A 12,352-nucleotide genomic window follows, 5' to 3' on the forward strand; every position below is an offset into this window, starting at 1 on the left:
TCCCAAATCTCACCCCCGTCGGGCTCCGGCCCGGCGTACCTAACGAGGAGATCGGTTCGTGACGATCCGGGTAGGCATCAACGGCTTCGGCCGCATCGGCCGCAACTTCTTCCGGGCGGTCAAGGCCCAGGGCGCGGACATCGAGATCGTCGGTGTCAACGACCTCACCGACACGAAGACCCTGGCTCACCTGCTCAAGTACGACACCACCCTGGGTACCTTCCCGGGCGAGGTCTCGCACACCGAGGACAGCATCACCGTCGACGGCCACACCTTCAAGGTGACCGCCGAGCGTGACCCGGCCAACCTCCCGTGGGCCGCCCTGGGCGCCGACATCGTCGTCGAGTCCACCGGCATCTTCACCAAGGCCGAGGCTGCGAAGAAGCACCTCGCCGCCGGTGCGAAGAAGGTCATCATCTCGGCGCCCGCCACCGACGAGGACGTCACCATCGTCCTGGGTGTCAACGACGACAAGTACGACGCCGCCAAGCACGACATCATCTCCAACGCCTCCTGCACCACCAACTGCGTGGCGCCGATGGCGAAGGTGCTGAACGAGGCGTTCGGCATCGTCAAGGGCCTGATGACCACCGTCCACGCGTTCACCAACGACCAGGTCACCCTGGACTTCCCGCACAAGGACCTGCGCCGTGCTCGTGCGGCGAGCCAGAACATCATCCCGACCTCGACCGGTGCCGCCAAGGCGACCGCCCTGGTCCTGCCGGAGCTGAAGGGCAAGCTGGACGGCACCTCGCTGCGCGTCCCGGTCCCGACCGGCTCCATCACGGACCTGGTCGTCACCCTGGAGCGCGAGGTCACCAAGGACGAGGTCAACGCGGCCTTCCAGAAGGCCGCCCAGGAGGGCCCCCTCAAGGGCATCCTGGCCTACACCGAGGACCCGATCGTCTCCTCGGACATCGTCAACGACCCGGCGTCCTGCATCTTCGACAGCCAGCTCACCATGGTCCAGGGCAACCAGGTCAAGGTGCTCGGCTGGTACGACAACGAGTGGGGCTACTCGAACCGCGTCGTGGACCTGGTCACCCTCGTCGGTGGGCAGCTCTGACGCAGTGGGAGCTGACGTGATGTAGGGGCGAGGGCCCGGACGGCGCACCATGCCGACCGGGCCCTCGTTCCGCGCTTCCAGTACTTTCCAGGCGGCCCCTGCGCCGTGCCGCCTCTGCGCATCAACCATCTCCCCAGGAGAACCGAATCCCCGTGAAGACCATCGAAGAGCTCATCGAAGCCGGTGTCGAGGGCAAGCGCGTGTTCGTGCGCGCCGACCTGAACGTGCCGCTGGAGGGCACCACGATCACCGACGACGGCCGGATCCGCGCCGTCGCCCCGACCATCGCCAAGCTGGCCGCGGCCGGCGCGAAGGTCGTCGTGGCCTCGCACCTCGGCCGCCCCAAGGGCGAGCCGGACCCGAAGTTCTCGCTCGCCCCGGCGGCCGTGCGGCTCGGCGAGATCCTCGGTAAGGACGTCGCCTTCGCCACCGACACCGTCGGCGACAGCGCCGGGGCCACCGTCGCCGCGCTGGCGGACGGCGAGGTCGCGCTGCTGGAGAACCTGCGCTTCAACACCGGCGAGACCAGCAAGGACGACGCCGAGCGCAAGGCCTTCGCCGAGCAGCTGGCCACCCTGGCCGACCTGTACGTCGGCGACGGCTTCGGTGCCGTGCACCGCAAGCACGCCTCGGTCTACGACCTGCCCGGCCTGCTGCCGCACGCCGCGGGCGACCTGATCGCCACCGAGGTCGGCGTCCTGAAGAAGCTCACCGAGGACGTGGCGCGTCCGTACGTGGTGGTGCTCGGCGGCGCCAAGGTCTCCGACAAGCTCGGTGTGATCGACAACCTGCTGAAGAAGGCCGACCGGATCCTGATCGGCGGCGGCATGGCGTACACCTTCCTCAAGGCCAAGGGCCACGAGGTCGGCATCTCCCTGCTGCAGGCCGACCAGATCCCGACCTGCCTGGAGTACCTGGCCGAGGCCGAGAAGCGCGGCGTCGAGTTCGTGCTGCCGGTCGACGTCCTGGTCTCCGCCGAGTTCCCGGACCTCAAGGGCAAGACCCCGGCGAACCCCGAGCTCGTCGCCTCCGACGCCATCCCGGCGGACCAGGAGGGCCTGGACATCGGCCCGAAGACCCGCGAGCTGTACGCGGCCAAGCTGGCCGACGCCGGCACGGTGTTCTGGAACGGCCCGATGGGCGTCTTCGAGCACCCGGACTACGCGAACGGCACCAAGGCCGTCGCGCAGGGCCTGCTGGACAGCGACGCGTTCACCGTCGTCGGCGGCGGGGACTCCGCCGCGGCCGTCCGCATCCTGGGCTTCGACGAGAACGCCTTTGGACACATCTCGACCGGCGGTGGCGCGAGCCTTGAGTACCTGGAGGGCAAGACCCTTCCCGGTCTCGCCGCCCTGGAAGGCTGAAAGCATGACTGAGCGTCTCCCGCTGATGGCGGGCAACTGGAAGATGAACCTCAACCACCTTGAGGCCATCCAGCACACCCAGAAGCTGGCCTTCGCGCTGGCCGACAAGGACTACGAGGCCGTCGAGGTCGCCGTCCTGGTGCCGTTCACCGACCTGCGGTCGGTGCAGACCCTGGTCGACGGCGACAAGCTGAAGATCAAGTACGGCTCGCAGGACATCTCGCAGCACGACTCCGGTGCCTACACCGGCGAGGTCTCCGGCCCGATGCTGGCCAAGCTGAAGTGCACCTACGCGGTGATCGGCCACTCGGAGCGCCGCCAGTACCACGGCGAGGACGAGGCGATCGTCAACGCCAAGGTGAAGGCCGCCTACCGGGCCGGGATCACCCCGATCCTGTGCATCGGCGAGCCGCTGGACATCCGCAAGGCCGGCACCCACGTCGAGTACACCCTGGCCCAGCTGGACGGCGCCCTGGCGGACGTCCCGGCCGGCCAGGCCGAGTCGATCGTGGTCGCCTACGAGCCGGTCTGGGCGATCGGCACCGGCGAGGTGGCCACCCCGGAGGACGCGCAGGAGGTCTGCGCCGCCATCCGCCGGCGGATCGCCGAGCTGTACGACGCCGAGCTGGCGGACAAGGTCCGCGTGCTGTACGGCGGTTCGGTCAAGTCGTCGAGCGCGGCCGGCCTGATGGCCAAGCCCGACATCGACGGCGGCCTGATCGGCGGTGCCTCGCTGGACGCCGACGAGTTCGTCAAGATCGTGCGCTACCGTGAGCAGGCAGTAGGCTAACGCCGCCGCAGCAACGTAGGCTTTGGGGCCGGACCGCCGTACGCGGGCCCGGCCCCTTCGCCGAAGATACGAGAGAGTTGGTCCCGTCGTGGTTCTCGGGTTCTCGATTGCCCTGATCATCTTCAGTCTGCTGATGATCCTGCTGGTGCTGCTGCACAAGGGGAAGGGCGGCGGCCTGTCGGACATGTTCGGCGGTGGCGCGATGTCCACCGGCGGCGGCTCCGCGGTGGCCGAGCGCAACCTGGACCGCATCACCATCGTGGTCGGCCTGGGCTGGTTCGCCTGCATCATCGTGCTCGGCCTGCTGCTCAAGTACAAGGGCTGACACAGGCCTGACGCCCCGTCGCCCGAGCGCCTATCCTGGGACGGTCGGGGGCGGAGGCGATGGTGGCGGATCCTTAACTCCTGCTTACACTAGGACGACTTTCGCCACCGACGCGCACCGCGGCGGGTCGGCGCACCAGTACGCAGGGAGTCAGACCGTGGCAAGTGGCAACGCCATCCGTGGCAGCAGGGTCGGGGCCGGCCCGATGGGCGAGGCGGAGCGCGGCGAGTCCGCCCCGCGCAACCGGATCTCCTTCTGGTGCGCCAACAAGCACGAGACCCGGCCCAGCTTCGCCGCCGAAGCGGCGATCCCGGACACCTGGGACTGCCCGCGCTGCGGCTTCCCGGCCGGTCAGGACCAGCACAACCCGCCCGCGCCCTCGCGCAACGAGCCCTACAAGACGCACCTCGCCTACGTCCGTGAGCGGCGCACCGACGCCGACGGCGAGGCGATCCTGGCCGAGGCGCTGGCCAAGCTGCGCGGCGAGATCTGACCGTACAGGCCGAAGGGGCGCCACCGTCATCGACGGTGGCGCCCCTTCGGCGTGCCCGTTACGCCGAGGCCGGCGGGTAGAGCTGCGGCGGGATCCGCTCGGCGGCGGCGCGGTCCAGCAGCCACAGGGTGCGGCTGCGGCCGTACGCGCCGGAGGCGGGGGCCTGGAGCTCGCCGGGGCCGGACAGGGCAAGCGCGACCGCGCCCGCCTTGTCCTCGCCGGCGGCCAGCAGCCAGACCTCGCGGGCCGCCCGGATCGCCGGGAGGGTGAGCGAGATCCGGGTCGGCGGGGGCTTGGGGGCCCCGCGCACGCCGACCACGGTCCGCTCGGTCTCCCGCACGCCCGGGTGCTCGGGGAAGAGCGAGGCCACGTGGGTGTCCGGGCCGACCCCGAGCAGCAGCACGTCGAAGGCCGGGACGCCGAGCCGGTCGCCCGGCCCGGCCGCCTTCGCCAGCTCCTCGGCGTAGCGGGCCGCGGCGGCCTCCACGTCCGAGCCGTCCACGCCGTCCGAGGCGGGCATCTCGTGCACCCGCGCCGGGTCGAGCGGGACGGCGTCCAGCAGCTCGCCGCGGGCCTGGACGGCGTTGCGGTCCGGGTCGGCGGCGGGCACGAAGCGCTCGTCGCCCCACCAGAGGTCCAGGCGCGTCCAGTCGACCGCGTCGCGCGCCGGGGAGGCGGCGATCGCGGCCAGCAGGGCGTTGCCGTTGCGGCCGCCGGTGAGCACCACCGAGGCGGTGCCGCGGGCGGCCTGGGCGTCCACGATCCGGGTGATCAGCCGGGCCGCGGCCGCCTGGGCCATCAGCTCCTTGTCCCGGTGGACGACCAGCTGCGGCGTCGCGTTGGTCATGCGCCTTCCTTGCTGGTGCGCTTGCCGGCGGCCTTCTTGGCGGGCTTCTTCTCCGCGGCGTCGGCGGCGGTGGCGTCGGCGGTGACCCCGGCGCTCACCTGCTCCGGGTCGGCCACGGCCGCCGCGGTGACCTCGGCGACCTCGTGGGCGATCCGCTCGGCCGCCGCCGTCTCGGCGTTGGCCGGCTCGTGCAGCCGCTCGACGGGCGTGCGCACGGCCGTCGCGTAGATGTCATCCGGGTCCAGGCGGCGCAGCTCCTCGGCGATCAGCTCCGAGGTCTCGCGCCGCTTGAGCGCCACCTGGCGGTCCGGCGAGCCGGGCATGGAGAGCGTGCCCATCAGGCCGTCCGGGCGGTCCAGGGTGACGTCCCCGTCCTTGGTGCGCAGGTGCACCGCGGTGATGCCGGGGCCGCCGGTGACGACCCGCTCGACCGGCACGTGCAGCCGGTTGGTCAGCCAGAGGCCGAGCAGCTCGACGCTGGGGTTGTAGGACTCGCCCTCGACCACCGCGGAGACGATGGCGGACGGCCGCTGGTCCAGCGCGGCGGCGAGCATCGAGCGCCAGCCGGTGATCCGGGTCCAGGCCAGGTCGGTGTCGCCCGGGGTGTAGCTCTGGGCCCGCTGGGCGAGCTGGCCGACCGGGGACTCGGCGGTGACGGCGTCGGTGATCCGGCGCTGGGCGAGCGAGCCCAGCGGGTCCTGCGCCGGGTGCAGCGGCGCGTTGTCCGGCCACCAGACGACGACCGGGGCGTCCGGCAGCAGCAGCGGCAGGACCACCGACTGGGCGTGCGCGACGAGTTCGCCGTGCATGCGCAGGATGACCGTTTCGCCGGAGCCGGCGTCCGAGCCGACCAGGATCTCCGCGTCCAGGCGGGTCTCGGCGCGGGCCCGCGGCGAGCGACCGGCGCGCTTGATCACCGCGAGGGTGCGCATCGGGTGCTCGCGGGAGGCGTCGTTGGCGGCCTTGAGGGCGTCGTAGGCGCTGCCCTCGTCGGTCACGATCACCAGGGTGAGCACCATGCCGGCGGCGGTGGAGCCACTGGCCCGGCGCGCCTCCATGAGCGCGGCGTTGATCTTGCTGGACGTGGTTTTGGTGAGGTCGATCTTCATGGCCGGCGCCAGCTCCTGCCGTCTCGTGCGAGCATCTCGTCCGCCTCGACCGGGCCCCAGGTCCCCGCCGCGTACTGGGCGGGCTTGCCGTGGGCGTCCCAGTACTTCTCGATCGGGTCGAGGATCTGCCAGGAGAGCTCGACCTCCTGGTGGCGCGGGAACAGGTTGGCGTCGCCGAGCAGCACGTCGAGGATGAGCCGCTCGTACGCCTCCGGGCTGGACTCGGTGAAGGACTCGCCGTAGGCGAAGTCCATCGTGACGTCCCGGACCTCGAAGGAGGTGCCCGGCACCTTGGAGCCGAACCGCACCGTCACGCCCTCGTCCGGCTGGACCCGGATGACCAGGGCGTTCTGCCCCAGCTCCTCGGTCGCGTAGGAGTCGAAGGGCAGGTACGGGGCGCGCTGGAAGACGACCGCGATCTCGGTGACCCGGCGGCCCAGGCGCTTGCCGGTGCGCAGGTAGAACGGGACCCCCGCCCAGCGGCGGTTGTTGATCTCCAGCTTGATGGCCGCGTAGGTGTCGGTCTTGGAGTCGGGGTTGATCCCCTCCTCGTCCAGGTAGCCGGCGACCTCCTCGCCGCCCTGCCAGCCGGCCGCGTACTGGCCGCGCACGGTGTGCTTGCCGAGGTCGGTCGGGAGCTTGACGGCGCTGAGCACCTTGAGCTTCTCGGCCACCAGCGCCTTCGGGTGGAAGGACGCCGGCTCCTCGATGGCGGTGAGCGCCATCAGCTGCAGCAGGTGGTTCTGGATGACGTCACGGGCGGAGCCGATGCCGTCGTAGTAGCCGGCCCGGCCGCCGATGCCGATGTCCTCGGCCATGGTGATCTGCACGTGGTCGACGTACGACCGGTTCCAGATCGGCTCGAACATCTGGTTGGCGAAGCGCAGCGCCAGGATGTTCTGGACCGTCTCCTTGCCCAGGTAGTGGTCGATCCGGAAGACCTCGTCCCGGGGGAAGACCTCGTGGACGACCTTGTTGAGCTCCTGCGCGCTCTCCAGGTCGTGGCCGAAGGGCTTCTCGATGACGGCGCGGCGCCAGGAGCCCTGCGGCGGGTCGGCCAGGCCGTGCTTCTTGAGCTGCTGGACGACCGTCGGGAAGAACTTCGGCGGGACGGACAGGTAGAAGGCGAAGTTGCCGCCGGTGCCCTGGGCCTTGTCCAGCTCCACGATGGTCTCGCGCAGCTTGTCGAAGGCCTCGTCGTCGTCGAAGGTGCCGTGGATGAAGCGCATGCCCTTGGCGAGCTGCTGCCACACCTCCTCCCGGAACGGGGTGCGGGCGTGGTCCCGGACGGCGTCGTGGACCTCCTTGGCGAAGTCCTCGTCGTCCCACTCGCGGCGGGCGAAGCCGACGAGGGAGAAGCCCGGCGGAAGCAGACCGCGGTTGGCCAGGTCGTAGATGGCCGGCATCAGCTTCTTGCGGGACAGGTCGCCGGTGACCCCGAAGATGACCAGACCGGACGGCCCCGCGATGCGCGGGAGCCGTCGGTCGGAGGGGTCACGAAGCGGGTTGACGGGGGTGGGCGGGAGGTCGTCCGCGTCCGAATCCGATGTCAACTCGGGGAAATCAGTGCTCACTTGATGGGCTCCGCTTTCGTGCGCTGGCTGTGAGCAGGGGTCACTTCTCGTCGGCGAAGGTGGCGAGCGAGGCGGTGACGGTGTCGAGCAGCTCGTTCCAGGACTGCTCGAACTTCTCGACGCCCTCGTCCTCCAGGACCTGGACGACGTCGTCGTAGTCCACGCCGGCGGCGGCGATCGCGTCCAGCACGGCCTTGGCGTCGGCGTAGTTGGGGACGATGGTGTTGCCGGTCACCACGCCGTGGTCGCCGGTGGCGTCCAGGGTCGCCTCGGGCATGGTGTTGACGGTGCCGGGGGCGACCAGCTCGGTGACGTACAGGGTGTCCGGCAGGGCCGGGTCCTTTACGCCGGTGGAGGCCCACAGCGGGCGCTGCGGCTTGGCGCCGGCGGCCTCCAGGGAGAGCCAACGGGCACTGCCGGCGGTCTTGCCGTCGACGCTGCCGAAGACCTCCTCGTACGCCTGGTAGGCGAGGCGGGCGTTGGCCAGGGCGGCCTTGGAGCGGAGGTTCTTGGCGTCGCCGCCGATCTTGTCCAGGCGCTTGTCGATCTCGGTGTCCACGCGGGAGACGAAGAAGGAGGCGACCGACTCGATCTGGGAGAGGTCCAGGCCCTTGGCCTTGGCGGTCTCCAGGCCGGTCAGGTAGGCGTCGATGACGGCCTTGTAGCGCTCCAGCGAGAAGATCAGCGTGACGTTGACGCTGATGCCCTTGCCGATGACCTCGCTGATCGCGGGCAGGCCGGCCTTGGTGGCGGGGATCTTGATGAAGACGTTCGGGCGGTCGACCAGCCACCACAGCTGCTTGGCCTCGGCCACGGTGGCGGCGGTCTCGTGCGCCAAGCGCGGGTCGACCTCGATGGAGACCCGGCCGTCGCGGCCGTTGGAGGCGTCGTAGACCGGGCGCAGCACGTCGGCCGCGTCGCGCACGTCGGAGGTGGTGATCATGCGGATCGCCTCGTCGGTGGTGACCTTGCGGACGGCGAGGTCGCGCAGCTGGCCGTCGTAGGAGTCGTCGCCGCTGCCGGCGATCGCCTTCTGGAAGATGGTCGGGTTGGTGGTGACGCCCACCACGTGCTTGTTCTGCACCAGTTCGGCCAGGTTGCCGGAGTTCAGCCGCTTGCGGCTGAGGTCGTCCAGCCAGATCGCAACGCCTTCGTCGCTGAGGCGCTTCAGTGCGTCAGTCATGGTGCTTCAGTCCCTTGCTCTTCTGCTTCGTGGGGTAGTCAGAGGGGCCGCGTACCCGCGTGCGGGCGAGTACGCGGCCCTGGGGTGCTAGCGGTTGACGGCTTCGAGGGAGCGCAGGGCGTTGTGGGCCTCTGCCACCACGCGCTCGGCGGTGATGCCGAACTCCTCGAAGAGCACCTTGTAGTCGGCGGAGGCACCGAAGTGCTCCAGCGAGACGATCCGGCCGTGGTCGCCGACCAGCTCGCGCCAGCCCTGGGCGATGCCGGCCTCGACCGAGACGCGGGCCTTGACCGACGGCGGCAGCACGCTGTCGCGGTAGGCCTGGTCCTGCTCCTGGAACCACTCGAAGGACGGCAGCGAGACCACGCGGGTCGCGATGCCCTCGGCCTCCAGCACCTCGCGGGCCTTGACGGCCAGCTGGACCTCGGAACCGGTGCCGAGCAGGATCACCTGCGGGTCGCCGGTGGAGGCCTCGGCCAGGACGTAGCCGCCCTTCGCGGTGCCCTCGGCGGAGCCGAAGACCTCGCGGTCGAAGGTCGGGACGCCCTGGCGGGTCAGGGCCAGGCCGACCGGGCCGGGGTGGCTGGTGTGGCGCTCGACGATGGTGCGCCAGGCGACGGCCGTCTCGTTGGCGTCGGCCGGGCGGACCATGGCCAGGCCCGGGATGGCGCGCAGCGAGGCCAGGTGCTCGACCGGCTGGTGGGTCGGGCCGTCCTCGCCGAGACCGATCGAGTCGTGCGTCCAGACGTAGGTGACCGGCAGCTTCATCAGCGCGGCCAGGCGGACGGCCGGGCGCATGTAGTCGGCGAAGACCAGGAAGGTGCCGCCGTACACGCGGGTCCTGCCGTGCAGGGCGATGCCGTTCATGGTCGAGCCCATGGCGTGCTCGCGGATGCCGAAGTGGATCGTGCGGCCGTACGGGGAGGCCGTCTTCAGCGGGTTGCCGTCGGGGAGGAAGGAGCTTTCCTCGTCGATGGTGGTGAGGTTGGACTCGGCGAGGTCGGCCGAGCCGCCCCACAGCTCCGGGATCACCGCGCCGATCGCCTTGAGGGTGTCGCCGGAGGCCTTGCGGGTGGCGACGTCCTTGCCGGCCGGGAAGGAGGGGATGGCCTTCTTCCAGCCCTCGGGCAGCTCGCCGGCCTCGATGCGGTCGAAGTCGGCGGCGCGCTGCGGGTTGGCGGCGCGCCAGGCGTCGAAGGACTGCTGCCACTGGTCGCGGGCGGCCTTGCCGCGCTTGATGACCAGGCGGGCGTGCTCGATGACCTGGTCGCTGACCTCGAAGGTCTTCTCCGGGTCGAAGCCCAGGACCTTCTTGGTGGCGGCGATCTCGGCGGCGCCGAGCGCGGAGCCGTGCGCCTTCGCGGTGTTCTGGGCGTCCGGGGCCGGCCAGGCGATGATCGTCCGCATCGCGATCATCGACGGGCGGGAGGTCTCGGCCTTGGCCGCGGCCAGCGCCTCGGCCAGGGCGGCCACGTCGATGTCGCCGTTGGACTTCGGGGTGACGCGCTGGACGTGCCAGCCGTACGCCTCGTAGCGCTTGAGGACGTCCTCGGAGAAGGCCGTCTCGGTGTCGCCCTCGATCGAGATGTGGTTGTCGTCGTAGAGGGCGACCAGGTTGCCCAGCTGCTGGTGCCCGGCCAGCGACGAGGCCTCGGCGGAGATGCCCTCCTCCAGGTCGCCGTCGGAGACGATGGCCCAGATGGTGTGGTCGAACGGGGACTCGCCGGCCGGGGCCTCCGGGTCGAACAGGCCGCGCTCGTAGCGGGCGGCCATCGCCATGCCCACCGCGTTGGCGATGCCCTGGCCGAGCGGGCCGGTGGTGGTCTCGACCCCGGCGGTGTGGCCGTGCTCAGGGTGACCGGGGGTGCGGCTGCCGGCGACGCGGAAGGCCTTGAGGTCGTCCAGCTCCAGGCCGTAACCCGAGAGGTACAGCTGGGTGTAGAGGGTCAGGCTGGTGTGCCCGGGGGAGAGGACGAAGCGGTCGCGGCCGACCCAGGACGGGTCGGTCGGGTCGTGGCGCAGGAAACGCTGGAAGATCAGGTACGCGGCGGGGGCCAGCGACATGGCCGTCCCCGGGTGTCCGTTGCCGACCTTCTGGACTGCGTCCATCGCAAGGACGCGCGCGGTGTCAACCGTGCGCTCGTCCAGATCGGTCCACTCGAATGCGTTCGTCGGCGCAGTGCTCACCCTGTCTCAGGGCTCCTTCCGTATTGAAGAGTGACCCCGTGAATGGGGACCGGGTCGGCCACGGCGCTGTGGGCCCGACGCTGGGTGGTGCCGGTCACGGAGGGTAGATCCCGCTTCTGCGTGCGAGCCTACCGTCCGGGCCGGGGCTCACCCTCCGTGCTGAGACAACCGGGATTTCCGCATGGTGATTCCCACTAGGCCGGTATGACTGCTTTTGTCCCAGACTCTCCTGGTTCGCGACCGCCCGCCGCCGGGGTGGTCAGGACGGGCTAGCGGGGCCCGCCGGAGACGGTTCGTGGCTTCACCCAGCCGGTTCACCCGGGGGTGTGCGGTTCCGCCCCGCCGGGGGACCCCGGAGCCGGAAGGGATATATGGAGCGTCTATGGTGTCGTGGTACGCGCAGAGCGGACGATTTCGGGACCCTTCGTTCCTGTGGACGCCTGCGAAGATTCATCTTCAGTTGGGGTGTTAGTGACCGCCGTCGAAACCCGTCCCGCCGGGGTCACCGGGGCGACTCCTGCGCACCGGCCGCTCGGGGCCCGTGTCGGCGCGTTCGTCGCACTGACCAAGCCGCGGATCATCGAGCTGCTGCTGATGAGCACCGTGCCGGTGATGTTCCTGGCCCAGCAGGGCGTTCCGAACATGCTGCTGGTACTGAAGGTCGTGGTCGGCGGCTACCTCTCGGCGGGCGGCGCCAACGCCCTCAACATGTACATCGACCGCGACATCGACGCAGTCATGTCGCGCACCGAGCGGCGGCCGATCGTCACCGGGATGGTGTCGCCGCGCGAGGCCCTGGTGTTCGGCATCGTGCTCGCCGTCGTGTCGACGGTGCTGCTGGGCGTCGGCGTCAACTGGCTCTCCGCCGGGCTGGCGCTGGGCGCGCTGCTGTTCTACGTGTTCGTCTACACGCTGGGGCTCAAGCGGCGCACCTCGCAGAACATCGTCTGGGGCGGCATCGCCGGCTGCATGCCGGTGCTGGTCGGCTGGTCTTCCGTCACCAACTCGGTGTCCTGGGCGGCCGTCGTGCTGTTCCTGGTGGTGTTCTTCTGGACTCCGCCGCACACCTGGGTGCTGTCGATGAAGGTGCGCGACGACTACCTGCGGGCCGGGGTGCCGATGCTGCCGGTCATCAAGGGCAACGTGGCGGTCGGCAAGCAGGTCGTCGCCTACTCCTGGGTGATGGTCGCCGTCTCGCTGGCGCTCTGGCCGCTCGGGCACATGAGCTGGCTGTACCCGGTCGCCGCGGTGCTGCTGGGCGGGGCCTGGCTGCGAGAGGCGCACGCGCTGTACGGGCGGGCCAAGGCCGGGGTCGTGGGCGCCAAGCTCAAGGAGATGCGGCTGTTCCACTGGTCGATCACCTACCTGTCGCTGCTGATGGTGGTGTGCGCGGTCGACCCGTTCGTGAAGTAGA

General features: G+C 70.4%; 11 protein-coding genes. 6 read left to right on the forward strand and 5 right to left on the reverse strand.

The genetic code is table 11. The features are described 5' to 3' along the window. The first annotated feature begins 58 nt into the window (after positions 1–58). The 5 genes from gap to BX285_RS24910 all read left to right on the forward strand — a co-directional run bounded on the left by gap (position 59) and on the right by BX285_RS24910 (position 4,038). Positions 59–1,066: a type I glyceraldehyde-3-phosphate dehydrogenase gene (gap, locus tag BX285_RS24890; RefSeq protein WP_097235853.1), complete on the forward strand. Its 1,008-nt coding sequence runs from the start codon at positions 59–61 to the stop codon at positions 1,064–1,066. 152 nt (positions 1,067–1,218) lie between these two features. Beyond that, the gene (locus BX285_RS24895) at positions 1,219–2,430 is read left to right on the forward strand and encodes a phosphoglycerate kinase (RefSeq protein ID WP_097235852.1); all 1,212 of its coding nucleotides are present in this window, start codon (positions 1,219–1,221) and stop codon (positions 2,428–2,430) included. A 4-nt stretch (positions 2,431–2,434) separates the two neighbouring features. After that, positions 2,435–3,220, forward strand: coding sequence for a triose-phosphate isomerase (gene tpiA, locus BX285_RS24900; RefSeq protein ID WP_097235851.1), 786 nt, complete (start codon positions 2,435–2,437; stop codon positions 3,218–3,220). An 88-nt stretch (positions 3,221–3,308) separates the two neighbouring features. Then, complete coding sequence (gene secG, locus BX285_RS24905) at positions 3,309–3,545, forward strand: preprotein translocase subunit SecG (protein WP_030055964.1); 237 nt, start codon at positions 3,309–3,311, stop codon at positions 3,543–3,545. A 205-nt stretch (positions 3,546–3,750) separates the two neighbouring features. Beyond that, positions 3,751–4,038 carry an RNA polymerase-binding protein RbpA gene (locus tag BX285_RS24910; RefSeq protein WP_030238413.1) on the forward strand — a complete coding sequence of 96 codons (288 nt, stop codon included), beginning with the start codon at positions 3,751–3,753 and terminating at the stop codon, positions 4,036–4,038. 58 nt (positions 4,039–4,096) lie between these two features. On the opposite strand, the gene pgl is transcribed toward BX285_RS24910, so the two are convergent. From pgl to tkt, 5 genes are all read right to left on the reverse strand, one after another. Then, positions 4,097–4,885 carry a 6-phosphogluconolactonase gene (gene pgl / locus BX285_RS24915; RefSeq protein WP_121178168.1) on the reverse strand — a complete coding sequence of 263 codons (789 nt, stop codon included), beginning with the start codon at positions 4,883–4,885 and terminating at the stop codon, positions 4,097–4,099. Beyond that, positions 4,882–5,994: a glucose-6-phosphate dehydrogenase assembly protein OpcA gene (opcA, locus tag BX285_RS24920; RefSeq protein WP_097235849.1), complete on the reverse strand. Its 1,113-nt coding sequence runs from the start codon at positions 5,992–5,994 to the stop codon at positions 4,882–4,884. The genes pgl and opcA overlap by 4 nt, the downstream gene beginning before the upstream one ends. Next, a complete protein-coding gene (zwf, locus tag BX285_RS24925) occupies positions 5,991–7,547 on the reverse strand; it encodes a glucose-6-phosphate dehydrogenase (RefSeq protein WP_097235848.1) in 1,557 nt (518 codons plus the stop codon). The genes opcA and zwf overlap by 4 nt, the downstream gene beginning before the upstream one ends. 61 nt (positions 7,548–7,608) lie before the next feature. Continuing rightward, positions 7,609–8,751: a transaldolase gene (tal, locus tag BX285_RS24930; RefSeq protein WP_097235847.1), complete on the reverse strand. Its 1,143-nt coding sequence runs from the start codon at positions 8,749–8,751 to the stop codon at positions 7,609–7,611. Positions 8,752–8,838: 87 nt separating this feature from the next. Then, positions 8,839–10,938 carry a transketolase gene (tkt, locus tag BX285_RS24935; RefSeq protein ID WP_097235846.1) on the reverse strand — a complete coding sequence of 700 codons (2,100 nt, stop codon included), beginning with the start codon at positions 10,936–10,938 and terminating at the stop codon, positions 8,839–8,841. A 465-nt stretch (positions 10,939–11,403) separates the two neighbouring features. Between tkt and BX285_RS24940 the strand changes: the two genes are divergently transcribed. Further along, a complete protein-coding gene (locus BX285_RS24940) occupies positions 11,404–12,351 on the forward strand; it encodes a heme o synthase (protein WP_097235845.1) in 948 nt (315 codons plus the stop codon). Position 12,352: the final 1 nt, after the last annotated feature.

This window comes from Streptomyces sp. 1114.5 (genome assembly GCF_003635085.1).
Lineage (GTDB): Bacteria > Actinomycetota > Actinomycetes > Streptomycetales > Streptomycetaceae > Kitasatospora.